Raw genomic sequence first — 23,592 nt, forward strand, 5'->3', positions numbered from 1 at the left:
CCACCTCCAGGGTGGCGGGCGTCTCACACCGGCGCCCACCAGGCACTTCGGGCGCCCGGACGGTCACGATCCGTCGATCCGCACCAGCGGCAGCCACGCCGAGACGTCGGCGCGGGTGCCCGACGCGCTCACCGCGCCCTCGGCCGTCGCGGTGTCCCAGGACAGCAGGCCGGTGGCCAGCAGCAGCCAGGTCCGGGCGTCCAGCTCGACCACGTTCGGCGGGGTCCCCCGGGTGTGCCGGGGGCCTTCGACGCACTGCACGGCCGCGAACGGCGGCACCCGCACCTCCACGCTGCTGCCCGGCGCGATCTGCTCCAGCGCGCGCAGGCTCAGCCGCACCGCGGCGGCCACCTCGGCCCGGCCGGGCCGGTCCGCTTCCCCGCGCAACCACGGCGCCACCGCCACCACGGCGGCCCGCACCTCCTCAGCGGAAACCCCACGACGTCCAGCCACGGACCAGACCCTACGACGCCCGCCCGGCAGCGACGGCGTCCGGCGGCGGGCGCTTCGCGGCGGCGGAGCCGAGGGGGTCGCGCGGCGCGAGCGCGGCCACCGGCCAGTCGCCGGACGCGGCCGGTGCGGGGCCACGTGCCCGCACGCCACCAGGTATCCGGCGCCCGGGGCGATCCGACCACGTGCCACCGCGAACCCGAACGCGTCCACGGCCGCAGCGCCGGTTCCGCCGCGAAGTCGATCGGACGCGGCCCCTCGATTCGACGCGGCTCCTCGATCCGACGCGGCCCCTCGATCGGACGCGGCCCGAGGTCCAGCAGCACCGCCGGCAGACCAGCGCGAGGGCGACGTCGCGAACGATTCCCGTCCTCCTTTCCCAAGCGCCGCTGGGCTGTGTTCTAGGTGGCGGGTGAGTCCTGGGCGGAGAGTTCCAGCACCAGTTCCATGCAGCGCAGGCGGGCTGGGGAGAAGTCGTAGGGCATCTTGCCGGCGGCTTCGAACGCGCTCATGGAGTCAGCCTCCCGCCTGCCGAGGTCGCCCTCGCCGTCATCGGCGGTGGCAGGGTGCAAAGCGTCCCAGGCGTCGAAGAGGGCATCGTCGTCGTCCAGGCCGGACTCCTCGATGACGGCCAGCAGGGCGCTTTCGAAAGCGTGCCGCTCGGCGGCCACCTGAGCCACCCGTGGATCGTCGACGGCGACACCGTCATCGAGTGCCTCCTCGGCCTCATCGATGCGGTCGGATTCCGCCCGCAGAGCGGGATGCGTGGCCAGGGCGACGAAGCGGGTGGCCTGGACGGCCGCGCCGAGCGGGCTGAAGATCCGCTCGGTGACCAGCAGGGTGTCCAGGTCCTCCTGGCGCAGGGAGCCCTCGGGCAGGCCCTTGAGGCGTTCGGTGACGAAGTCCGAGAGCAGGCCCATCCGGCTGCCTTCGGTGCGCATCCGCTGCACGGCCGTCCGTTGCCGCCGCAATTCCGCCTCCTGCTCGGCGAGGGTCCCCTCCAACCGCTCCAGGATGCCCGCGATACCTTCCCCGCTGTCCGCACCGGCGGAAGCCGTGCCGGTGGTGACGGCGCCCCGGATGTCGTCCAGGGCGATCCCGGCGTCGGCCATCTTGCGAATCCACAGCAAGCGGATCATGTCCTCGTACCCGTAGCGGCGGCGGTCATCGGCGCCCCGCTCCGGCTCGGGGAGCAGGCCGATCTCGTGGTAATGGCGAATCGCCCGTGGCGTGCTGCCGACGAAGGCCGCCGCGTCACCGATCTTGACCTGACGGGGTGGCATGAAAGACGAATGCATGAGCGGGGACCTTTCCTCCGGGCATCGGGACGCAAGTCCACCGGACCACATGCCGTCGCGGAAGGTGCAACCCCATGCGCACCGCGCCGCGCGAATGCCAGGAACGGGTGCGAGGCGATAAGGCGCACTCTTCCCGCGCGAATCGCGCTTACCTGCGCAGACGTGGCGCCAGGTGCACGATTCCCGAGCCGCCCGAGCAGTTCCGGGACACCGAGGACCGCGACGGCGGCACGCTTGCCATCACGGCCGCGAGGTGGAGCGACTTCCTGGGCGCCAGGAGCGGCACGCCGCACGGCTGGCGCACGGAACGGACGCCCCGGTCGGGAACCCCTCGCACCGGGGCGTTTTCGCGTCCGCACCGCCGCACCTCCCCGCACGTCCGAATTTCCGCGAGCTGAGCGAAAAGCCCCCTTCGCTCCCATGCCTGGTGCGATGCTGCTCCTACGAGCTTTCCTGGATCTTCCGCGCCGCTATGTGCAGGGGTGATGCCGGTGACGCAGAGCCAGCCGCCCGACGAGGAGCGGTTCCCGCACACCTCCACCGCGTATCCGCCCCCGCCGGACTGGGGTCCGCCACCGCCATCCCAGCCGTCCCGGGTGCGCCGCCTCCTGTCCCCGCGCGGGCGGCACTGGGTGGTGCTCGCCGCCGTGCAGTTCGCCGTGATCGTCGCATTGGTGGGGTGGCTCGCCTGGCCCGCGGCGATGCGCGCGATCCCGGGAACGGTGCAGGCCAGCGTGCTCACGCCCGAAGAAGCCAGCGAGGTCCTGGGCGTCACGTTGCACGACGGCACGAGCTGGAGCGAACCGCCACCGCCCCTGGGGGCCGACCCGGCGGAGTGCGCGGTGGCCGTCGGACCGGCGACGCGCGCCGTCTACGCCCCCGGCTGGAGCACGTTCCACGCGGTGACCTACCAGGATTCCGCGGAGATCGCCGATCACGTGGTGATCCAGGTGCTCGGTGAATACCCGGAACGGGATGCGGCCGCCGCCGCGTTCGGCACCTTGGCCGAGGGCGTCGGCGGCTGCGGTTCCGCCGTGCGGACCGCGACCGACCGGGAGACCTCGGGCGAGAGCGTCTCGAACTGGGTCTACGAGGTGTACGCGGCGACGCCGGACCGGCTGATCTGGATCGCGTTCGAGGACGACGGCAACGACTGGGCCTGCTTCCGCCAAGCCCGGCTCGACGGCAGCTCGCTGCTGCAAGCAGCGGTCTGCCAAGGCGGTGACGGCGCGCCCGCCGCCCAGCGGATCGCTGAGCGGTTCTTCAGCAGAGCGGGGGCGTGACATGGCCCGACGATGGTCCCTGCCGGTGCTCCTGACCCTGGTGCTGTCGCTGGTCCTCGGCACCGCCAGCGCCGCCGCGCTCCCCGGCACGCCGGACGCCGGCAGCGCCGCCCACCTCGGCGAGCAGGTCGCGGCGGTGGACCAGCGGCTCGCTGCCCTGCCGGGCCGGGAAGCCGAACTCCGGGCGGCCGAGACGTCGCTGCGGGCGCGGACCGGCGCGCACGACGCGCGGTCCCGCGACGTCGCGGCCCGGCTCGACTCGGTGCGCAGGCGGATCGACGCGCACAACGCGGAGGTGGACCGGTACCCGAACGGGGCGCCGCCCGCGGTGGCGCGGGCCCTCAACTCCCGGGCCGCCGCGCTCAACGCCGAACAGGCGCGCTTGCTGGCCGAGGACGGCGCCCTCTCCGCCCGGAGCGGTGCGCTCGCGTCGGAGCAGGCGCAGCTCGAATCCCGGCAGGCGCAGCTCGACCACGACCGCACCGCGCTGCCGGGACGGCGCCAGCAGCTCCTCCGGCAGTGGGCCGGCGCCCTGGTGGACTCGCTCGGGGAACTCCCGGCAACGGTGCGACAAGCCCCGGGTGGCGATCCGGCCCGCCCGCCGGGCGACCGGGCGACCCGGGGCGATCCGACGTCCCGGCAGGACGAGGCGGCGGCGCTCGACGACTACGCCGAGCGCCACGGGGTCGAGGTCGACATGCGGCCCGGCACCGCGACCCTCTCGCCCCGCGCGGTGGGTGGCCTCCCGGTCGGCCAGGCCGCCGGGCTGCGACCGCGCTGCCTGTTCGCCGGGCTGGTCCCCAAACCCTCCGGGACCTACACCGCCCTGGTGGTGGGCCCGCGTTCCGCCGCGGAGCAGAACTTCGACCGCGCCGTCGCGCGCGGCGGTGCCGTGGCGGTTCGGGACGGCAAGCGCGTCACCGTCGACGAGGTCACCACCGTCCCGCGCCGCAGGCCCGACCGGTGCCCGGTGCCGAACAGCTTCGCCCCCGGCACCCGCGTCCTGCTCGCCGACGGCAGCAGCCGACCGATCGAGCTGGTCCGCCCCGGGGACCTGGTGCGGTCGACGGACCCGGTGACCGGCCGCACCGCGCCCCGGCCCGTCACGGCGCTGAGCACGGACACCGGCCGGAAGGACCTCCAGCGGCTCACGATCGGTGGCGCGACGCTGACGACCACCGCCGACCACCCGTTCTGGGACCCCGGCCGCCGAACCTGGGTCGAGGCCGACGAACTGCGCCCCGGTCAAGTGCTGAGCAGCACTCCCGACCGCGCGCCGGTGCGGGTCACCGCCAACTTCCCGGTCCAGCAGCACCGGACCGTCCACAACCTCTCCGTCGCCGACTTCCGCACGTACTATGTGCTCGCGGCCGGCACCCCGGTCCTGGTCCACAACAGCGCGCCCTGCCCGCAACCGTCGCGGCTCGGCACCGACCACCGCGCCCCGGGCGACCCGAACGCCACGGGCGGCGTCTACGCCCTGCTGTCGGCGAGCGGGATCGTGGTGCGCACCGGGATGGCGAAGAATCTGCGGTCCCGGCTGGCCACGCACCAGCGCAACTACCCGGAGCTGACGCCGGTGGTGCTCTACCGGACCGACAGCCGAGCAGCGCGGAGGGGATTGGAGCAGATGGCCGAGAACCGCTACTCGCCCGTGCTGGCCAACCAGCGGGCGATCCGCCGCGACAACCCGAGGTACGACGAGTACCTGAGCGCGGCCCGCGACTTCCTGGCCCGGTGGGGGTGAAGGTGAGCGCCTCCGGAACCGGTCCGCTGGACAACGACTCCGCGCTGGACCTCTGCGACGACCTGCGGGAACTGGCCCCGGAGCAGGCCGTCGACGCGCTCCGCGAAGCGCTGCGCTCGGCCGCCGACGTCCCCCGGGCGACTACTTGGAACGCGACACCGCCGAAGCCGCCATCGCCGCCGCGGCCCTGGTCCTGGCGCGGCGCGGCGGCGCGGCGGCGGTGCTCGCCGACGCCGACCTCACCCTGCCGGAGCCGCCCGCGGATCTCGTCGGCTTGATCCCCCCGGCGCTTTCCCGAGCCCTGGCCCCGGATTCCGAGATCCGCGGACTGTGGGCGGACGCCGGGCTCGGCGACTCCTGGCGGGCCGAGGTCGAACGCCTCCGGCGGGAAGCCACCGGGAGCTGAGGGAATTCGCGAGCTGCGCGGAGGATCTCGACGCCGAGCGGGCGACTATGCTTGCGCACGAGCCCTCCTGGGCCTTCCGCGCCGCGATTGTGCAGGAGTGATGCCGGTGCCGCAGAGCCCACCGCCCGATGGGGAGCGCACCCCCGCACGTCCGTTCCCGACGCCGCCCGACCCGCCGGACTGGGGCCCGCCGCAACCGCACCCCTGGCCGTACTCCCCACCGCCACCACCGCAACCCGAACCGCGCCGACCGCGCCGCCACCTCTGGGTGGTCATCGCCGCCGTGCAGTTCGCGGTGATCGCAGCGCTGGTGGCGTGGATCGCCTGGCCCGCGGTGATGCGCGCGATCCCGGGCGCGGTGCGGGCGGAGGTGCTCACGCCCGCCGAGGCCGGCGATGCGGTGGGCGTCCCGCTGCACGCCGGTACGAGCCGGAGCGAACCACCACCACCGCCGCGGGCCGATCCGCCGGAGTGCGCGGTCGCCGTCGGACCCACGACGCAGGCGGTCTACGCCCCCGGGTGGACGCGGTTCCACTCGGCGACCTACCAGGACTCCGCGGAGTCCGCCGTGGTGACCCAGGTGATCGGCACCTACCCGGACCGGGCGCGCGCCACCGAGGTGTTCGGCACGCTGAGCGACGGGGTCAGCGGCTGCGACGCCGCCCGGCGGATCGGCGAGACCACCTCGTCCTGGTCCTACGGCGTCTACACGACCAGCCCGGACGTGCTGATCTGGATCGGGTTCCAGGACGGCGCCCCGTGGGCCTGCTTCCGGCAGGCCCGGCTGGAGGGGTCGAGCGTCCTGCAGGTCTCGGTCTGCCGAGCCGGCGACGGTGCCCCGGCCACGGCGCGGCTCGCCGAACGGTTCTTCGGCCGAGCAGGCGCCTGACTACCGACCTGTTCGAGAAGCCCCTTGCCCCAGTGAAGACCGCTTTCAGCATGGCCTGCGGGGCGGTGCGGGTGGCGGGACCTCAGCGGCGGTGCGAGGTGACGGCCGCACCGCACAGCGGCTCCGCCGCTTGCGGGAAGGTCCTCTGATCAGGACGAGGGTGCCCCTCACCTACGGCGCGAGTGAGCACCTTCGGTCCGCAACGCAGGGGCCCGGGCGAGCGGGGAAGCCGCTTCCGCCCCCTCACAACCAGCCGAGCTTCACGGCTTGCATGCCGGCCTGGAAGCGGGTTTCGACGCCGAGGCGGGCGATGAGCTCGCGGACGCGGCGGTGCGCGGTGCGGGCGCTGAAGCCCATCAGGCGGCCGATGGTGTCGTCGGTGGCGCCGGAGGCGAGCAGGGAGAGGATCCAGCGCTCCTCCTCGGTGGGCTGGACCTCACCGCCGGAGACGTCGTTCGCGGCGCTGAACGGCGCGGCGAAACGCCAGAGGTCCTCGAAGATGCGGGCGATGGCGGCGAGCATGGCCGAGCTGCGCACGACCACGGCGCTCTCGATGGAGTTCTCGCTGACGGTCAGCGGCAGCAGCGCGATCTCGCCGTCGACCATGATGAGCTTGGTGGGCGCGACGTGGATCACCCGCGCCTGCTCGCCGAGCGCGACGAGCTTGGTGGTGATGTCGAGCTGCGGCGGCCGGGCGAGCGCGGAGCGGTCGTAGAGCACCTGGTAGCGCACGCCTTCGGCGAGCTTGCGGGATTCCAGCGAGTCCAGCGGTCCCGTGGTGACGTAGGGCGGTTTCGCAACGCCCTGCACGAGGGTGGTGGCGTTGCTCTGCAGCTCGTAGGCGGCCCAGCCGACGCGCTTGGGGCCGTGCACGACCTGGAGCACCCCGCCGCTGCCGCTGTGCGAGCGGGCGACCGAGGCGACCGCGGCGCGCGCCTCCACGTGGGCTCGGGCCGTTGCCTGTCCGGTCTCCGCTGGTCCCGCGACCGGCGGCTGGGTCTGTTCCAGCGTGTCCGGGTATCCGGGTAGCACAGCACACCTCACTTAGCACCGCGGCCTGGGCCCGCGGGCATCGAAACCCCCGACGTCGTCAACGTATCGAGCGGGGCGGAACGGGGTAACCGACTTTCGGCGGTTCGCCCTGGTCGACCTCCGATTGACCCCGACCGGCGCAGCGGTCCGCCCCTGAACGCACCAGCCGGACGCGACCGGCCCTCCCTGGCGGTGCAGGAAGGGCCGGTCCACGGGCGTGCTCGCGATCAGAGGTCGCCGATCTGGAGCAGGTCGGCGATGGTGCCGGTCGGGGCGCCCTGGATGACGTCGGTCGCCGCCTGGTCCTGGAGCCCGGAGATGACGTCGGCCGGGGTCGCGCCGCCGTTGGCCGCCAGGTACAGCGCACCGACACCCGCGACGTGCGGGCTGGCCATCGAGGTGCCGCTCATGGTGTCGGTGCCGCCACCGGGAGCGAGCGAGACGATGTCCACACCGGGCGCGTAGCCCTCGACGGTGGAGCCGAAGTTGGTGAAGCTGGCGGAGCCGTCGTTCTGGTCGGAGGCCGCGGTGGTGAAGACGCCCTCGGCGCTGGCCGGGGACACGTTCTCGGCGTCCTGGCCCTCGTTGCCCGCCGCGACGGCGAGGAACACGCCGCTGTCGACCAGGGCGGTGGCCGCCTCGTCGAGCGCCGGATCCTTCGGGCCGCCGAGCGACATGTTCGCCACGGACGGGCCGCTGGCGTTCTGCGCGACCCACTCCATGCCGGACACGATCTGCTCGGTGGTGCCGCTGCCGTTGTCGTTGAGCACCTTCACGCCGACCAGCTCGGCGCCCGTGGCGACGCCGTGCGTCTCGCCGCCGATGGTGCCCGCGACGTGGGTGCCGTGGCCGTGGCCGTCCTGCCCGTCGCCGCCGGTGGCGTCGAAGCCGACCGACGCGCGCCCGCCGAAGCCGGGGTGGGAGGGGTCGATGCCGGTGTCGAGGATGTAGGCGGTCACGCCCGAGCCGTCGCCGGCCGGGGCATAGGTGTCGTCGAGCGGGAGCTGCGGCTGGTCGAGCCGGTCCAGGCCCCAGGAGTCGACGGCGGCGGCGTCGCTGGGCTCCACCTGGATCGAGTAGCTCTGCGAGACGCCCTCGACCTTGCCGCTGGAGCGGACGTCCTCGAGCTGCTCGGCGTTCAGCGTCGCCGAGAACCCGTTCATGGTGGCGGAGTAGACGTTGCGGGCCTGCACGCCGAGTTCCTCGGCGACCCCCTGGGCGGCGATGCCGTCCTTGAGGTTGACGAGGTAGGTGTCCTGGCCGCCCGCGTCCTTGGCCTGCGGGTGCAGGGTGAGCGGGGCCAGGATGGGCTCGGCGCCCGCCGGAGCGGCCGCGAAGACCATCGCTGCCGCGGCGACACCCGCACCGGTGCCGTAGAACAGCTTCTTCATGTGGTTCCTCCTTCAGTGCCGCTCGGGTGGGGCCGAGCGGAACCTGACGGCTTGGCATTTCGGAACGTAACCGGGATGACCACACGAAAGGGTGATGTTGGCGAATTGTTGCCACTCAATCGGTAAGCCGGGTGAAGACTTTCCCAACTCCGGCGTCACCGAGCGGGAATGCCCGATGGCGTTTCCGCAGGTCGCGGTGTTTTGCCCCGGCTTGGGCGAAATATCCGGGCAGAACTCACCGAATCGAGCATCGCCGGGAAGCCCCGCGACGTTACGCGCCCGCGCCCCCGCACCCGACCGGGTGGCGACCGGCGAGTGAGGGGCACCTTCATCCGAGTAACTCGGGCAAGGTGCCCCTCACCTGCTCACCTTTCGGGGGCCGGACGTGCGCCGGCAGGACACGGACGGGTCAGTTCGCGAGGACCGCGATGATGGCCGCGTAGGTGCCGAGCAGGGCGATCCCCTCGAACCCGACCCGGCCCGGACCCCGGTCCTGCCGGACGAGGAGACCGGTGATCACGATCACCGTCATCAGCGCGCTGGCCAGGGTGAGGAACAGCTCGTCGGGTCCCGCCGCGTGGTAGAGCGAACCGCCGCGGAAGGCGACGTCGCCGATCGCCACGTTGAGCACGTCGAAGCAGTTGCCGCCGAGGATCGCGGCGATCGCGAGGGTCAGGGCACCCCGGCGCACGGCGGCGATCGCGGTGACCGCCTCGGGCAGCCCGTTGACGACCCCGAGCAGCACCGCGCCGACGAAGCCCTCGCCGAGCGCGGTGGCGGCCACGATCCCCTCCGCGGCCACGGCCAGCGCCGCGCCGCCGGTGCCGACCGTGATCCCGACCGCGGTGAACTCCAGCCAGATGGTCCGCGTCCGGCGCGGATCGGCACCGTCGTCGACCGGCTCGTCCCGCTGCGTCGTCCGGGTGAACACCGCCCGCCACATCGGCCGGTCCCCGCTGCGGCGGATCAGCAGCAGCCCGCCGACGTACACCGCGACCAGCAGGAACGACACCGGGTGGAGGGCGGCGACCACGACCGGCGGCACGAAGCTCGCCAGCACGACCAGCACCAGCATCCCGATCAGCAGGCAGCCGAACAGGATGTTTGTCAGCGACGCGGCGGCGTGCTCGAGGTTCCCGCGCCGGTGGAACAGGTCGGCGACCGCGATCGCGACGGTCTGCGCCGCGATCCCGCCGACCGCGTTGCTGTAGGCCAGGGTCGGGCTGTCGGTGGCCGCCGTGACCGCGGTGATCACGATCCCGGACAACGAGGTGGTGGCCCCGAAGAACAGCGCACCGAAGACCGCCTCGCCCCACCCGGTGCGATCGGCCAGCACGTCGCCGAGCCGGGCCATCCGCACCGCGCCGAGCACCGTCACGGTCGCCGCCACGGCGAAGACGACCAGGCTGAAAGGCAAAGACCAAGGCCCCAGCGGTCCTCCTCCTTGCTGTCTCGCGTCGTGGTCTTTTTGCGGAGCGGTGCCCGTGGCGGAACCTCAGCGGCCTTCTCGTTCCGGGCGCCCTTCCTCATGTACAAGCGCGTACACAGCGTCAGGGCGTCCTCGCGAGAAGACCGCTGAGAACCCGCGGCGGTGCCAGTTGCGAGGGTGGGGTAGTGCGGAAGCGGCTGACGCCGCTTGCCTGACGGTGGTCCGGCTCGTAGTCGGTCGCTTGTCGGTGGGTGGTCGGCTCGTGGTCGGTGGTTGTGCCTTCGTCCTTACCCGTTCGCGGCTCCCCCGAACCGGTTCCGAGGTGCCGGGCGGGGGTGCTCCGGGGGAGACTGGGCGTGGGGGGAGGCGCGATGACCACGATCGGACAGCGGGAAGCGCTGCGCATGTACGGGTGCGAGGTCCTCGACCCGGCGGGGCTGCGGATCGGCATCGTCGGGGACCTGTTCCTCGACGACAGCACCGAGGAGCCCGCCTGGATCACCGTCCAGACCGGGCTCTTCGGCACCAACGAGACCTTCGTCCCGCTGGACGGGGCGGCCTTCGACGGCGCCCGGGTCACCGTCGCGGTGAGCCGCGACGTGGTCCGGCGCGCGCCGTTCGTGGACACCGAGCGCGGTGACCTGCTCCAGGAGCAGGAGGACGCCCTCCAGCACCACTACGACCGCATCCCCGCACCGAGGACCTCGGGTGCCGTGGGCCACCGTCCACCCGGCACGCCCGGCGGCTGATGGCACCCTCGGTGGCAACAGCCGGTGCACCCACCGGGAGCCACGACGGCCGGTCCGACCGGCCCAGGACGGAGCAACGCATGCAGCCGAGCGAGCAGGGCGCACCGCCGATCACCGACGCGATGCGCGACTACGCCCGGGAGAACCCGGGGAACTGGCTCTACATCGTCGACCCGGGTTACCAGGACGCCGGGGACGACGTGCCGCCGGAAGGCGTCGTCGGCGCGTACTACATCGACGACAACGGCGACATCGACGAGGAGTTCCAGTTCAACTCCGCCTACGAGCCCTCCGACCTGGCGGGCGAACTGCCGGAGCCGACGAACTCGCTGGAGGAGGTGCTCCAGGGCATCGCCAACGGCGAGCTGCCGGAGGACCGGCTGCCCGAGGCCGTGCTCGACGGCGAGGTGCTGCTGTACTCGCCCGAGGACGCGGGCGATGCCGAGGCGGTCTACGCGGCGGAGATGTCCGACGGCAGCCAGCTCGTCCCGGCCTGCACGTCCGAGTCGCGGGTGCCCGCGGACTGGCCGGGCGCGCGCCGGGTCGCGGGCGCCGACCTGCCCGCGCTGCTCGGCGGGCTGGACCTCGGGCTGAACCTGACCGACGCGGTGCAGGCGGTCATCCCGAACAGCGTGCTGGCCGAGGCCGCCGCGAGTCGGTAGCCACCATCGAGGGAGGTGCCTAGCCTCGGCGGCATGAGCACTGATCGCCTCCGGGGCGGCCCCGGACCCATCGAGCACTACGCGCTGGTGTCCGACCTGCGCACCGCCGCGCTGATCGGTCGCGACGGCTCGGTGGACTGGCTGTGCCTGCCCCGGTTCGACTCGCCGTCGTGCTTCTGCCGCCTGCTCGGCGGCGACGCGGAAGGCCACTGGCAGATCGCCCCGACCGGCCCGGTGCGCGAGGTCCGGCGTCGGTACCGGGGCGACGCGCTGGTGCTGGAGACCGAGTTCCACACCGACGACGGGGTGGTCCGGCTCATCGACACGATGCCGCCGCACGAGAAGAACCAGGGCGACGAGCCGTGCCTGGTGCGGGCGGTGGAAGGCGTGTCCGGGCACGTCGAGATCGGGATGCGCTGGGTGATCCGGTTCGCCTACGGCGAGGCGATCCCGTGGGTCCACCGGGTGCGGGCTACCGAGCCGGTGCTCGACGAGTACATCGTCGCCATCGCCGGCCCGCACTCGGTGGTGCTGCGCGGCGACCTGCTGCCGCACCGGGTGGAGCACGAGCGGGCGCACCAGCTCACCCGCACCGTCGCGGCGGGCGAGCGCTACTCCTGGGTGCTCCAGTGGGCGCCCGACCCGGACGACCTGCCCGCCCCGATGGACCCCGACCAGGAGATCCGGGACAGCGAGGACTTCTGGCGGGAGTGGGGCTCGCGGATCACCTACGACGGCCCGCACCGGGACGCGGTGCACCGCTCGCTGGTGACGCTCAAGGCGATGACCTACGCGCCGACCGGCGGCATCGTCGCCGCGCCCACCACGTCGCTGCCGGAGGCGATCCCCGGCGACCGGAACTGGGACTACCGGTACTGCTGGCTGCGGGACGCCACGATGGCGCTGCTCGCGCTGGACAACTTCGGCTGCTACGAGGAGGCGGCGGCCTGGCGCCGCTGGCTGGTGCGGGCCGTGGCGGGCGACCCGTCGCAGGTCCGGATCATGTACGGCATCGACGGGGCGCGGCACCTGCCGGAGTGGGAGGCGGACTGGCTGCCCGGCTACCACGGCAACGGTCCGGTGCGGCTGGGCAACGACGCCTACCGGCAGCGCCAGCTCGACATCTACGGCGAGGTGATGGACGCGCTGCACCTGGCGCGGGAGCGCGGCGTCACCGAGAACGCCGAGTCCTGGGGCGTGCAGCGCGGGATGCTGGAGCACCTGGAGCGGATCTGGCGGCGACCGGACCGGGGGCTGTGGGAGGTGCGCGGCCCGGAGCGGGTGTTCACCCACTCCCGGGTGATGGTCTGGGTGGCCTTCGACCGCGCGGTGCGCGCCGCCGAGGAGGACGGTCTGCCCGGTCCGGTGGAGCGCTGGCGGGAGCTGCGCGACACCGTGCACGCCGAGGTGCTGGAGCGCGGCTGGAACTCCGAGGTCGGCGCGTTCACCCAGTACTACGGCGGGACCGAGCTCGACGCGGCCACGCTGCTCCTGCCCACCGTCGGCTTCCTGCCTGGTGACGACGAGCGGGTGGTGGCCACGGTCCGCGCGGTGCAGCGCGAGCTCCAGCACGACGGGGTGCTCGTCGACCGCTACAGCACCGCCGCGCAGCGGCACGCGGTGGACGGGCTGTCCGGTGTGGAGGGTTCGTTCCTGGCCTGCTCGTTCTGGATGGTGGAGGCGCTGGTCGAGATCGGCGAGCGGGACGAGGCCGAGGCGATGTTCGAGCGGCTGCTGGAGCTCACCAACGACGTCGGGCTGCTCGCCGAGGAGTACGACGCGGTGGCCGAGCGGTTCACCGGCAACTTCCCGCAGGCCTTCAGCCACCTCGGCCTGGTCAACGCCGCGTCGACGCTCTACCTGGGCCCCACCCGCGCCGACCGCAGCCGACGCCGAGCAGCGCAACGCCGCCGCGAGGGCCACCACTTCGGCCAGGACCGCGCCACCCGTTCGGTACGTGAGTGAGGGGCACCCTGTACCACGTCACGGAGTACAGGGTGCCCCTCACTCACCACTCTTCCGGGTGGTCCGGGGTCCTCAGAGGTGGGCGGTGATGAAGTCGCGCAGGTCCTCCGGTGGGCCGGGTTTGGCGAAGAAGTAGCCCTGGCCCGTCTCGCAGCCGATGTCGGCCAGCCGCCGCGCCTGCGCGAAGGTCTCCACGCCTTCGGCGGTGACGGTGAGCCCCAGGGCGTGCGCGAGCTCCACGAGGGTGCCGACGATCCGCGCGTCCACCGGATCGGCCCGCTCCGCGTCGCGCAGCCCCTCCATGAAGGACCCCGCGATCTTGAGCTCGTGCACCGGCAGGTGCCGCAGGTAGGCCAGGTTGGAGTACCCGGTGCCGAAGTCGTCGATGGCGATCCGCACGCCCATCCGGGACAACGCCCGCAGCGCGTCCAGCGGCTCGTCCGCGGTGCCCATGATGGCGCTCTCGGTGAGCTCCAGCTGCAGCTGGGTGGGGGCCAAGCCGGTCTCGGCGAGGATCGCCTCCACGTCGGCGACCAGCCCCGGGTCGCGGGACTGGCGCACCGCGAGGTTCACGCTGATGAACGGCGCGCGGTTGCCGAACTCGTCCTGCCAGCGCTTGGCCTGCAGGCACGCCTGGCGCAGCACCCAGCGGCCGAGCGCGACGATCAGGCCGGTCTCCTCGGCCAGCCCGATGAACTTGTCCGGGCCGAGCCTGCCGAACTCCGGGTGCCACCAGCGGACCAGCGCCTCGGCGCCGACCACGGTCTGCTCCCGCAGGCCCATCAGCGGCTGGTAGTCGACGTAGAACTCCCCGGCCTCCAGGGCGGCGGGCATCTTGGCCGAGAGCCGGAACTGGGCGACCTCGCTGGCGTTGCGCTCGTGGTCGTAGAGCGCCCACCGGTTCTTGCCGTCGGCCTTGGCCCAGTACAGCGTCACGTCGGCGTCGCGCATCAGCGCCGCGGCGCTCTGGCCGTCCAGCGGGCGGTCCACGATGCCGATGCTGGCCGACACCGACAGCTCGTGGCCGCCGATCCGGAACGGGGCGCGCAGCGCGCCGAGCACCGTGTCGGCGACCTCGATGGCGTGCTCGGTGCCCGGCGAACCCTGGATCAGGATGACGAACTCGTCGCCGCCCATCCGGGCCACCAGCCGGTCGTCGCCGCGCACCGCGCGCTCCAGCCGCTGGCCGACCGCCAGCAGCAGGTCGTCGCCGACGTGGTGGCCGAGGCTGTCGTTGATCACCTTGAACCCGTCGAGGTCCATGTAGCACAGCGCGATCCGCTCGTCGGGCGCGTGGTCGTGCATCACCTCGGACAGCCGCTCCAGGAACAGCGCCCGGTTCGGCAGCGTGGTCAGCGGGTCGTGCATCGCCTGGTGGCGCAGGCGTTCCTGGAGGCGCTTTCGCTCGGTGACGTCCTCGACCATGTAGACCTGGAACTGCGGCATCCCGTCCTCGGCGCGCACCAGGGACACGATCATCTCGGTCCACACGGTGCTGCCGTCGGGGCGGTGGAACTGCTTCTCCACCCGGTACTGGTCGCGTTCACCCCGGACCAGCTCCTCGTACATCCGCCACAGCCCGGCGTCGTCGGTGGGGTGCACCATCTCGTGCACGGTCATCCGGCGCAGGTCCTCCGCCGGGCGGTCCAGGATGCGCCGCAGCGAGTCGTTGACCTCCAGGACGTGCCCGGTCATGTCCGCGATGCCGATGCCCATCGCGGCCTCGGTGAAGATCGCCCGGAAGCGGGCCTCGCTGGTGCGCAACGCCTGCTCGACGGCGTCCCGGGCGTCCAGCACGGCCTGCCGGATGGCCTCCTGCTCGTCGAGCGTCCGCTTGCGCGCGGCCTGGAGGAACCCGGCGCACAGCGCGCCTTGCAGCGCGGCGACCCGGTCGCGCCAGCCGTCCCCGCCGAGCCGCAGCGCGTCGAGCAGCTCGGCGCCGAGCAGGTCGACGGTGCGGCCGAGCGATTCGGCGCTGGTGAAGTGCACCGCGACGAGGTCCACGCCGACGGAGCGGGCCGGGCCCGGGTCGAACGGTTCGCTGAGCAGCGCGTCGACCAGCCGATCGGTGTAGCCGGCCAACCGGCTCTCCACCTCGGCGCTGGTCATCGGCACGTAGCTGGTGCCCATCAGGTTCTGCGCCCACACCGCCGCGAAGTGCTGCCGGTCACCGCGGGTGACCTCGGCGGTCGAGTCCTGAGCGCTGGGCACCGGCGCGGTCCAGCCAGTCATGCCTGGGCGCCCTCCACTCGTCGTACTCGCCTGGGCCGATGTCCGGAGCATACGACCGGATCGGTCGGATGGTCGAACCTCGTATCGCGCCCTGGGCAATCGTCGTCCACCTCATCTGAGCAGGCCAGGTGAGCCACCGGGCGACCGCCGCCGGTGGCGGAGGGCGGAACGGACCGCCTGCCCCGGAAGCGTGAATGGGTCTTGCTCTTGTCGACGCCCGAACCCGGCGGCGGGTTGTGCGCGGAACACATCACGCGACCGGGGACACGTGTTTCCCGACCGGATGTCCGGATTGGGCCAGTGCGGTGAAAAACTAACACAGGTGCTGGGGAGGGCGAAAAGTCTTCGCCACACTTCCGGGGCAGAGGCGTCACTCCCCGTGCGACGCTCAGCTACGAAACCCCGAGAGGTTGCGATGTACCGACCGAGTGGATCTGCTCGCCGCCCGCGCTGGGCCTTCCTACTATCGATGTTCTGCACAGGCGCTCTGATCCTCTGTGCGCCCGCGCATGCAAGCACAGCACCTCCGGCGAAGGAGCAGGCGATGGGCACGCAGGTCACCGAACCGCCCAGCGGGACTCCGACCGAAGATCACGCGATGGGCTCGCAGATCCGCAAGCACGAAGGCTCCGGCGAACCGGGCCTGGAACCCCGGCTCGACCCGCTCGCCACGGTGCGCGGCATCGACGTCAGCAGCCACCAGGGCAACGTGGACTGGCCGCACTGGTGGGGCCAGGGGATGCGCTTCGCCTACGTCAAGGCGACCGAGGGCACCGGGTACGAGAACCCCTACTTCGCCCAGCAGTACAACGGTTCCTACAACATCGGCATGATCCGCGGCGCCTACCACTTCGCGCTGCCGGACCGGTCCAGCGGCGCGGCCCAGGCCAACTACTTCGTCGACAACGGCGGCGGCTGGTCCCGCGACGGCAAGACGCTGCCCGGCGCGCTCGACATGGAGTACAACCCCTACGGCAGCACCTGCTACGGGCTCAACCAGTCGCAGATGACCGCCTGGATCAAGAGCTTCAGCGACACCTACCACGCCCGCACCGGCCGCTGGCCCGTCATCTACACCAGCACGAGCTGGTGGAACCAGTGCGTCAACGCCGACTTCGGCGACACCAACCCGCTGTGGGTGGCCCGCTACGCCGACTCGGTCGGCCCGCTCCCGGTGGGCTGGGGCTTCCACACCTTCTGGCAGTACACGTCCTCGCCGCTGGACCAGAACTCGTTCAACGGCGCCTACGACCGGCTGCAGGCCCTGGCCAACGGCTGACCCGGGCCCTCGACCGCGGCGGGCCGTCGACGACCCGCCGCGGTCCGTCCAGGCACCGCTCCCGGATGCCGGCCGGGTCGGCGGAAACGCCCCGGGCGCCGGGGCCGCGCGGGCACAATCACGCGCATGGGTGATCGTCGTGTCGGGCTGGTGCTGACCATCGTGCTCGCCGTGCTGGCCCTGGTCGGCATCAGCGCGGCGCTGCTGCTGCTCGACACCCGCGCCACCGGGGCCGACGCGCTGCGCACCGGCGGGCTCGCCGCCGGTTCCATCGTCGCCCTCTACGCCCTCTGGCTCAACGACCGGCGCCGCCGCACCGAGGAGCAGCGGCACGCGCTGGAGCACGACCGGGTGGCCGACGAGCGGTTCGCGCGGGCCGTGGAGCTGCTCGGCAGCGAGGCCGACCAGGTCCGGGTGGGCGCGCTGCACGCGCTGGCCGGGCTCGCGCGGACGAATCCGGCCTACACCCGGACGGTGATCGACGTGCTGTGCTCGTACCTGCGCCGGCCGTTCCTGCACCCGCGCTACGGTGACGACCCCCTCCAGGCCGCCGACGGCGAACCCGGGTGGTCGCAGCGCGAGCGGCACGAAGCGGACCGCAAGCTCGGCATCCGGCTCACCGCGCAGCGGCTCATCACCGAACTGCTGCCCGCCGCCGACGACGACGCGGCGCCCGCCTACGACCTCGACCTCACCGGCGCGGCGCTGGAGTACTTCGACCTCAGCGACCGCAAGATCGGCTCGGTGGTGCTGCGGCACGCGCTGCTGCGCAGCAGCAACAACTTCAGCCGGTGCGCGTTCCTGGGCCCGGTGTGGCTCACCGGCGCGACGATCGGTTCCGGTCGGCTGTCCGGGCGGGTCCGCTGCGAGGACGCGGTGTTCCACGGCCGGGCGTGGTTCAGCGGCGTGGACTTCTCCGGTCCGGCGAGCTTCGACCGGACCCTGTTCGCGGGCGAGGTGAAGTTCGCCCGCAGCCGGTTCGGCGACCGGATCACCTTCCGCGACGCGGAGTTCACCGGACCGGCGGATCTCCGGGCGATCGATTTCGCCGAAGACCCCGACTTCGCGGGCACCACCTGGGCCCAACCCCCGCGAACCGACGCCCCGCTCCCCGGCCTCTGACCCCGCGATCACCCGTTCGGGACCTGAGTGAGGGGCACCCTCATCCGCCTATGCCGGATGAAGGTGCCCCTCACCTGGAACGGAGCGCTGGTCAGCCGACCGGGGTGGTCAGCCGAAGAGGGCCGGGAGGGTGCCTTCCCAGGCCTCGCTGAGCTCGGCCAGCGGGATGTCCGCGACGCCCTGGACGTCCAGGCTCGACGAGCCGGAGTCGGCGACGCCGATCCGGGTCCAGGGGAGCTGCCTGGCGGTGCACATGTCGGTGAACCGCAGTTCCTCGCTGCGCGGGACGGCGACGAGCACCCGGCCCGCGGACTCGGAGAACAGCCAGACGAACGGGTCCGCGTCCTCGGGCAGCACCACCCGCGCGCCGCACTCGCCGATCAGCGCCGTCTCGACCAGGGCCTGCGCCAAGCCGCCCTCGGAGAGGTCGTGCGCCGCGGAGATCATGCCGTCGCGGGAGCCCGCCACGAGGACCTCGGCGAGCAGCTTCTCCCGCGCCAGGTCGACCTTCGGCGGGGTGCCGCCGAGGTGGTCGTGCACGACGCGGGACCACTCGGAGCCGCCGAACTCCTCGCGGGTCTCGCCGAGCAGCAGCAGCGTCTCGCCCTGCTCCCCGCCGATGCCGGTGGGGATGCGGCGGCTGACGTCGTCGATGGTGCCGAGCACGCCGACCACCGGGGTCGGCAGGATCGCCCTGTTCCCGGTCTGGTTGTAGAAGCTGACGTTGCCGCCGGTGACCGGGATGCCGAGCTCCTGGCAGCCGTCGGCGAGGCCGCGCACCGCCTGCTGGAACTGCCACATCACGCCCGGGTCCTCGGGCGAGCCGAAGTTCAGGCAGTTGGTCACCGCCATCGGGGTGGCGCCGGTGGTGGCCACGTTGCGGTAGGCCTCGGCCAGCGCCAGCTTCGCGCCCTCGTACGGGTCGAGCCGGGTGTAGCGGGAGTTGCAGTCGGTGGCGACGGCGATGCCCCGGCCGGTCTCCTCGTCGATCCGCAGCACCCCGCCGTCGGAGGGCTGGGCCAGCACGGTGTTGCCCCGCACGTAGCGGTCGTACTGGTCGGTGACCCACGCGCGGGAGCACAGGTTCGGCGAGGCGGCCATCCGCAGCAGGGTGTCCCGCAGTTCGTCCGGTGTGGACGGACGCGCCAGGGTGGCGGCGTTGTCCGCGGCGATCAGGTCCTGCTCGGCGGGGCGCTCGACCGGCCGCTCGTACACCGGGCCCTGGTGGGCGACGGTGCGCGGCGGCACGTCGACGACGAGCTCGCCCCGCCAGTCGATCCGCAGGTTCTCCTCGTCGGTGACCTCGCCGATCACGGTGGCGGTGACGTCCCACTTGCGGCAGACGTCCATGAAGGCGTCCACGTCGGACGGGCGCACCACGGCGCACATCCGCTCCTGCGACTCGCTGGAGAGGATCTCGGCCGCGTTCATCCCGGTGGCGCGCAGCGGGACCTGGTCCAGGTCCACCCGCATCCCGCCGTCACCGGCCGCCGCGAGCTCCGAGGTCGCGCACGCCAGCCCGGCGCCGCCGAGGTCCTGGATGCCCACGACCAGCCCGGAGTGGTACAGGTCCAGGCAGCACTCGATGAGCACCTTCTCGGCGAACGGGTCGCCGACCTGCACGCTGGGCAGCTTCTTGCGGCCGGAGCCGGACTCGTCGCCCTCGAAGGTCTCCGAGGCCAGCACCGACACCCCGCCGATGCCGTCCAGCCCGGTGCGGGCGCCGAACAGGACGATCTTGTTCCCGGTCCCGCTGGCGTGCGCGAGGTGCAGGTCGTCGACCTTCATCACGCCCACGCACATGGCGTTGACCAGCGGATTGCCCGCGTAGCAGTCGTCGAAGACGACCTCGCCGCCGATGTTGGGCAGCCCCAGGCAGTTGCCGTAGCCGCCGACCCCGGCGACCACGCCGGGCAGCACCCGCGCGGTGTCCTCGGCGTCGGCCGGGCCGAACCGCAGCGGGTCGGCCACCGCCACCGGCCGCGCCCCCATCGCCATGATGTCGCGGACGATGCCGCCGACCCCGGTCGCGGCGCCCTGGTAGGGCTCCACGTAGGACGGGTGGTTGTGGCTCTCCAGCTTGAAGGTCACCGCCCAGCCGTCGCCGATGTCCACCACTCCGGCGTTCTCGCCGATGCCCGCGAGCATCTTGGCGCGCATCTCGTCGGTGGTGGTCTCGCCGAAGTACTTCAGGTGCACCTTGGAGGACTTGTAGGAGCAGTGCTCGCTCCACATCACCGAGTACATCGCCAGCTCGGCCTCGGTCGGCCGGCGGCCCAGGATCTCCTTGATCCGGGCGTACTCGTCGTCCTTGAGCCCCAGCTCCTGGTAGGGCTGGGGGAGCTCGGGAGACGCCTTCGCGTGCTCCACGCTGTCGACGGCCGGGCCGTCGACGTCCACGATGTCGGTCACGCTGCCACCAGTGCGTCGAGGGCGGACAGGAACAGGCCGAGGCCGTCGTCGGTCGGGCCGGTCAACGGGTCGATCGCGTGCTCGGGGTGGGGCATCATGCCCGCGACCCGACCGCGCTCGTCGGTGATCCCCGCGATGCCGCGCTGCGAACCGTTCGGGTTGTCCCCGGCGTAGCGGAACAGCACCCGGCCGTCACCCTCGAGCTGGTCGAGGACCGCGGTGTCGGCCATGTAGTTGCCCTCGCCGTGCTTGATCGGGATGAGCAGCTCGGCGCCCGCGTCGAAGCGGGTGGTCCAGGCGCTGGTGTTGTTCTCCACCTTCAGCCACTGGTCGCGGCAGACGTAGTGCAGCCCGGCGTTGCGGGTGAGCACGCCCGGCAGCAGCCCGGTCTCGCAGAGGATCTGGAAGCCGTTGCACACGCCGAGCACCGGCATCCCGCGGTGCGCGGCGGTGACGACCTCGGTCATCACCGGGGCGAACTTCGCGATCGCGCCGCAGCGCAGGTAGTCGCCGTAGGAGAAGCCGCCGGGCACGACCACCGCGTCCACGCCCTTGAGGTCGTGGTCGGCGTGCCAGAGCGCCACGGCTTCCCCACCGGCCCGCCGCACCGCCCGGGCGGCGTCCACGTCGTCGAGGGTGCCGGGGAAGGTGATGACCCCGATCCGCGCGCTCACGCCTCCACCCACCGCACGGTGAAGTCCTCGATCACGGGGTTGGCGAGCAGGGTCTCGGCGATCTGGGCGAGCGTGTCGTCGTCGACGGAGTCGGCGACCTCCAGCTCGAAACGCTTCCCCTGCCGGACTCCGGAGATGCCGTCGAACCCGAGCCGCGGCAGCGCGTTGGCCACCGCCTGTCCCTGCGGGTCCAGGATCTCCTGCTTCGGCATGACGTCGACAACGACTCGGGCCACGGGTGCAGCTCCCGGTTTCCGTGCGGTCCGCCCGGGCAGGCAACGCAGCTCACTGCCGCCCGACGGATGGCCAGCAATACTGCCAAAGGGTAACTGAGCTGGGAGTTCACCCTCGCGGACAGGGGGTCGGAGGTGGCCTGCCTCACCTCAGGTGTTCAGCCCACAGCGAGAACCGTCGCCCTCGGCAGCCGATCGCGTGCAGTGTGTGCCCATGCGAATCCTGGTTCTGGGCGGAACGGCCTTCGTCGGGCGCGCGGTGGCCGCCGAGGCGGTGCGCCGCGAGCACGAGGTGACCTGCGCGGCGCGGGGCATCAGCGGCGACGTGCCCGACGGCGCCGAACTGGTCCGGGTGGACCGGCGGGAGGGCCTCGGCCCGCTGGACGGGGCGGAGTTCGACGCCGTGGTGGACCTCGCCACCATGTCCTACGGCTACGTCCGCGACGCGCTGGCCTCGCTGCGGGCCGGGCACTGGACCTTCGTGTCCACGATCAACGTCTACGCCGACACGCTCGTCCCGGGCCCCGAGGTGCTCGACCCGGTCACCGACGAGTCCACCGTCGAGGACTACGCCCAGCGCGACCCGGCGATCTACGGCGCCATCAAGGTGGCCTGCGAGAACGCCGTGCGCGCCGCGCACCCGGGCGCGTTCGTGGTCCGCCCCGGGCTGATCACCGGACCCGACGACGGGTCGGACCGGTTCGGCTACTGGGCGCAGCGGATGGCGCGCGGCGGCCGGGTGCTGGTGCCCGACGACCCCGAGCAGTCGATCCAGCACGTCGACGTGCGCGACCTGGCCGCCTGGGTGCTGGACGCCGCCGAGCACGGGCGGGGCGGCACGCACGACGCGATCGGACCGGCCGTCCCGCTGCGCGAGCTGCTCACCGGCCTCGCCGACGCGCTGGCGCCGGCCGGCACCGAACTCGTCGCGGCGGCCCCGGCGGACCTGGCGGCGGCCGGGGTGCAGCCGTGGGGCGGCCCGAAGTCGCTGCCGCTGTGGCTGCCGAACAGCCACCGGGGGCTGGCCTCCCGGGACGCCGGTCCGGTCCTGGCGGCCGGGCTCCCGGTCCGCCCGCTGGCCGACACGGCCCGCGCCGCGCTGGAGACCGAGCGCGCCCGCGGCATCGACCGGGAGCGCCGCGCCGGGCTCACCCCCGACGAGGAGGCCGAGCTGCTGCGCACCACGCCCACCCGCACCTGGTACACCCGGTGAGGACTCGCTCACTTTCGCCAATGGCTTGCGCGGCGGTGCCGGTAGCGGAACCTCAGCGGTCACGTCCGAGCACGGGCCGCGGTGCAAGCTGACGGCCTCACCGCATGCGGCTCCGCCGCATCCTGAAAGCACCTACGTCAACTTCACCCTGAAGGGTGGCGAGTGAGGGGCACCCTGTACCACGTTACGGGGTGCAAGGGTGCCCCTCACCTCGTTCGGATCCGGGGCGCGGCTCACCCGGAAGGGTGCTGAGTGAGGGGCACCTCCACCCGGGTATGCCGGATGCAGGTGCCCCTCACCCGGAACCTGCCTCCGCGCTCGCCTCGCCCGGTGGTGGGGAGGGTCCCTGGCGCCGGAGGCGCCGACGCGGGTCCGACAGGCGGACGCTCAGGAAGGAGACGGTGTGCGGATCACTCATTACGGTCATTCGTGCGTGCTGGTGGAGGGTGACTCCGGTCGGGTGCTGATCGACCCGGGCACCTTCGCCTCGGACTTCGAGGGCCTGCGCGACCTCGACGCGGTGCTCGTCACCCACCAGCACGCCGACCACCTCGACCTGGACCGGCTACCCGCGCTGCTCACCGCGAACCCGGACGCGCGGCTGGTCGCCGACGCCGACTCCGCCGGGTCGCTGGCCGACTCGGGGCTGGAGCCCAGGACCGCGCGCCCCGGGGACGCGCTGCGGCTCGGCGGGATGTCGATCGACGTGGTCGGCGGTGCGCACGCCGTCATCCACCCGGACATCCCGGTGATCGACAACGTGGGCTACGTCGTCGACGGCGGCGCCTTCTACCACCCGGGCGACTCGTTCTTCGTCCCCCAGCAGGAGATCGACGTGCTCGGCCTGCCGACCGGGGCGCCGTGGCTGAAGGTCTCCGAAGCGGTGGACTTCCTGCGCGAGGTGGCGCCGCGCTCGGCGGTGCCGATCCACGAGGCGGTGCTGGCCCGGCCCGAGATGCACTACGGGATGTTCGAGCGGCTGGGGCCGTCCGGCACCCGGATCGACGTGCTGGAGCGCGGCCGGGCCACCTCGGTCTGAGCGCCGGGACGGCGCCCGGTCGCGAGGAGCGGCCCCGGGTGCACTCGCCGCGGCGAGCGCCGGGGCCCGGCCTCCGGCGGGTGCCGA

19 protein-coding genes and 1 pseudogene are annotated in these 23,592 nt (G+C 72.8%); 11 read left to right on the forward strand and 9 right to left on the reverse strand.

What is annotated here, in order from left to right; translation table 11 throughout:
• Positions 1-63 precede the first annotated feature (63 nt).
• The gene (locus tag ACQP0T_RS26820; protein ID WP_433870514.1) at positions 64-453 is read right to left on the reverse strand and encodes a sterol carrier family protein; all 390 of its coding nucleotides are present in this window, start codon (positions 451-453) and stop codon (positions 64-66) included.
• Positions 454-851: 398 nt separating this feature from the next.
• Complete coding sequence (locus tag ACQP0T_RS26825; RefSeq protein ID WP_433870515.1) at positions 852-1,748, reverse strand: MerR family transcriptional regulator; 897 nt, start codon at positions 1,746-1,748, stop codon at positions 852-854.
• Between the two features lie 491 nt (positions 1,749-2,239).
• Here ACQP0T_RS26825 and ACQP0T_RS26830 point away from each other — a divergent pair, with 491 nt between their 5' ends.
• The 4 genes and pseudogenes from ACQP0T_RS26830 to ACQP0T_RS26845 all read left to right on the forward strand — a co-directional run bounded on the left by ACQP0T_RS26830 (position 2,240) and on the right by ACQP0T_RS26845 (position 6,073).
• Positions 2,240-3,031, forward strand: coding sequence for a sensor domain-containing protein (locus ACQP0T_RS26830; RefSeq protein WP_433870516.1), 792 nt, complete (start codon positions 2,240-2,242; stop codon positions 3,029-3,031).
• Position 3,032: 1 nt separating this feature from the next.
• Positions 3,033-4,778, forward strand: a complete 1,746-nt coding sequence (locus ACQP0T_RS26835) for a polymorphic toxin-type HINT domain-containing protein (RefSeq protein ID WP_433870517.1) — start codon at positions 3,033-3,035, stop codon at positions 4,776-4,778.
• A gap of 2 nt (positions 4,779-4,780) precedes the next feature.
• Positions 4,781-5,184, forward strand: a pseudogene (locus ACQP0T_RS26840) (DUF4259 domain-containing protein).
• Positions 5,185-5,290: 106 nt separating this feature from the next.
• Positions 5,291-6,073, forward strand: a complete 783-nt coding sequence (locus ACQP0T_RS26845; RefSeq protein ID WP_433870518.1) for a sensor domain-containing protein — start codon at positions 5,291-5,293, stop codon at positions 6,071-6,073.
• 243 nt (positions 6,074-6,316) lie between these two features.
• Here the strand turns inward: ACQP0T_RS26845 and ACQP0T_RS26850 are convergent, their stop codons facing one another.
• The 3 genes from ACQP0T_RS26850 to ACQP0T_RS26860 all read right to left on the reverse strand — a co-directional run bounded on the left by ACQP0T_RS26850 (position 6,317) and on the right by ACQP0T_RS26860 (position 9,913).
• Positions 6,317-7,015 (reverse strand): DNA-binding response regulator, encoded by a 699-nt coding sequence (locus tag ACQP0T_RS26850; protein WP_433870519.1) that lies wholly within the window; start codon positions 7,013-7,015, stop codon positions 6,317-6,319.
• Between the two features lie 317 nt (positions 7,016-7,332).
• Positions 7,333-8,496: a S8 family serine peptidase gene (locus ACQP0T_RS26855; RefSeq protein ID WP_433870520.1), complete on the reverse strand. Its 1,164-nt coding sequence runs from the start codon at positions 8,494-8,496 to the stop codon at positions 7,333-7,335.
• A gap of 409 nt (positions 8,497-8,905) precedes the next feature.
• Complete coding sequence (locus ACQP0T_RS26860; RefSeq protein WP_433870521.1) at positions 8,906-9,913, reverse strand: sodium:calcium antiporter; 1,008 nt, start codon at positions 9,911-9,913, stop codon at positions 8,906-8,908.
• Between the two features lie 383 nt (positions 9,914-10,296).
• On the opposite strand from ACQP0T_RS26860, the gene ACQP0T_RS26865 reads away from it, so the two are divergent.
• From ACQP0T_RS26865 to ACQP0T_RS26875, 3 genes are all read left to right on the forward strand, one after another.
• Positions 10,297-10,674: a PRC-barrel domain-containing protein gene (locus ACQP0T_RS26865; protein WP_433870522.1), complete on the forward strand. Its 378-nt coding sequence runs from the start codon at positions 10,297-10,299 to the stop codon at positions 10,672-10,674.
• An 80-nt stretch (positions 10,675-10,754) separates the two neighbouring features.
• Positions 10,755-11,336: a type VII secretion system-associated protein gene (locus ACQP0T_RS26870; RefSeq protein ID WP_433870523.1), complete on the forward strand. Its 582-nt coding sequence runs from the start codon at positions 10,755-10,757 to the stop codon at positions 11,334-11,336.
• A gap of 33 nt (positions 11,337-11,369) precedes the next feature.
• On the forward strand, positions 11,370-13,301 hold the full coding sequence (locus tag ACQP0T_RS26875; protein ID WP_433870524.1) for a glycoside hydrolase family 15 protein: 1,932 nt from the start codon (positions 11,370-11,372) through the stop codon (positions 13,299-13,301).
• Between the two features lie 72 nt (positions 13,302-13,373).
• On the opposite strand, the gene ACQP0T_RS26880 is transcribed toward ACQP0T_RS26875, so the two are convergent.
• The gene (locus tag ACQP0T_RS26880; RefSeq protein ID WP_433870525.1) at positions 13,374-15,533 is read right to left on the reverse strand and encodes a putative bifunctional diguanylate cyclase/phosphodiesterase; all 2,160 of its coding nucleotides are present in this window, start codon (positions 15,531-15,533) and stop codon (positions 13,374-13,376) included.
• A 544-nt stretch (positions 15,534-16,077) separates the two neighbouring features.
• On the opposite strand from ACQP0T_RS26880, the gene ACQP0T_RS26885 reads away from it, so the two are divergent.
• A complete protein-coding gene (locus ACQP0T_RS26885; protein WP_433870526.1) occupies positions 16,078-16,812 on the forward strand; it encodes a lysozyme in 735 nt (244 codons plus the stop codon).
• 126 nt (positions 16,813-16,938) lie between these two features.
• Positions 16,939-17,934 carry a pentapeptide repeat-containing protein gene (locus ACQP0T_RS26890; protein ID WP_433870527.1) on the forward strand — a complete coding sequence of 332 codons (996 nt, stop codon included), beginning with the start codon at positions 16,939-16,941 and terminating at the stop codon, positions 17,932-17,934.
• Between the two features lie 108 nt (positions 17,935-18,042).
• On the opposite strand, the gene purL is transcribed toward ACQP0T_RS26890, so the two are convergent.
• Genes purL through purS form a run of 3 tightly spaced genes read right to left on the reverse strand, consistent with a single transcriptional unit; the run spans position 18,043 to position 21,256 of the window.
• On the reverse strand, positions 18,043-20,346 hold the full coding sequence (gene purL, locus ACQP0T_RS26895; protein WP_433870528.1) for a phosphoribosylformylglycinamidine synthase subunit PurL: 2,304 nt from the start codon (positions 20,344-20,346) through the stop codon (positions 18,043-18,045).
• Positions 20,343-21,020 carry a phosphoribosylformylglycinamidine synthase subunit PurQ gene (gene purQ / locus ACQP0T_RS26900; protein WP_433870529.1) on the reverse strand — a complete coding sequence of 226 codons (678 nt, stop codon included), beginning with the start codon at positions 21,018-21,020 and terminating at the stop codon, positions 20,343-20,345. The genes purL and purQ overlap by 4 nt, the downstream gene beginning before the upstream one ends.
• A complete protein-coding gene (gene purS, locus ACQP0T_RS26905) occupies positions 21,017-21,256 on the reverse strand; it encodes a phosphoribosylformylglycinamidine synthase subunit PurS (protein WP_433870530.1) in 240 nt (79 codons plus the stop codon). Before purS ends, purQ begins: the two co-directional genes overlap by 4 nt.
• Before the next feature lie 211 nt (positions 21,257-21,467).
• Here purS and ACQP0T_RS26910 point away from each other — a divergent pair, with 211 nt between their 5' ends.
• Entirely contained in the window at positions 21,468-22,466 is a 999-nt protein-coding gene (locus ACQP0T_RS26910) for an NAD-dependent epimerase/dehydratase family protein (RefSeq protein ID WP_433870531.1), read from the forward strand.
• A gap of 403 nt (positions 22,467-22,869) precedes the next feature.
• Positions 22,870-23,505: an MBL fold metallo-hydrolase gene (locus ACQP0T_RS26915; protein WP_433870532.1), complete on the forward strand. Its 636-nt coding sequence runs from the start codon at positions 22,870-22,872 to the stop codon at positions 23,503-23,505.
• The last annotated feature ends 87 nt before the right edge of the window (positions 23,506-23,592 follow it).

Origin of the sequence: Saccharopolyspora sp. CA-218241 (genome assembly GCF_050954615.1) — a bacterium.
GTDB lineage: Bacteria > Actinomycetota > Actinomycetes > Mycobacteriales > Pseudonocardiaceae > Saccharopolyspora > Saccharopolyspora cebuensis.

What these genes read in the sequence shown, in the direction of transcription:
- ACQP0T_RS26885 (WP_433870526.1), top strand. Translation starts at nt 16,078, where the DNA reads ATGGGCACGCAGGTCACCGAACCGCCCAGCGGGACTCCGACCGAAGAT.
- ACQP0T_RS26875 (WP_433870524.1), top strand. Translation starts at nt 11,370, where the DNA reads ATGAGCACTGATCGCCTCCGGGGCGGCCCCGGACCCATCGAGCACTAC.
- ACQP0T_RS26855 (WP_433870520.1), bottom strand. Translation starts at nt 8,496, where the DNA reads ATGAAGAAGCTGTTCTACGGCACCGGTGCGGGTGTCGCCGCGGCAGCG.
- ACQP0T_RS26890 (WP_433870527.1), top strand. Translation starts at nt 16,939, where the DNA reads ATGGGTGATCGTCGTGTCGGGCTGGTGCTGACCATCGTGCTCGCCGTG.
- ACQP0T_RS26865 (WP_433870522.1), top strand. Translation starts at nt 10,297, where the DNA reads ATGACCACGATCGGACAGCGGGAAGCGCTGCGCATGTACGGGTGCGAG.
- ACQP0T_RS26825 (WP_433870515.1), bottom strand. Translation starts at nt 1,748, where the DNA reads ATGCATTCGTCTTTCATGCCACCCCGTCAGGTCAAGATCGGTGACGCG.
- ACQP0T_RS26910 (WP_433870531.1), top strand. Translation starts at nt 21,468, where the DNA reads ATGCGAATCCTGGTTCTGGGCGGAACGGCCTTCGTCGGGCGCGCGGTG.
- ACQP0T_RS26880 (WP_433870525.1), bottom strand. Translation starts at nt 15,533, where the DNA reads ATGACTGGCTGGACCGCGCCGGTGCCCAGCGCTCAGGACTCGACCGCC.
- ACQP0T_RS26835 (WP_433870517.1), top strand. Translation starts at nt 3,033, where the DNA reads ATGGCCCGACGATGGTCCCTGCCGGTGCTCCTGACCCTGGTGCTGTCG.
- ACQP0T_RS26870 (WP_433870523.1), top strand. Translation starts at nt 10,755, where the DNA reads ATGCAGCCGAGCGAGCAGGGCGCACCGCCGATCACCGACGCGATGCGC.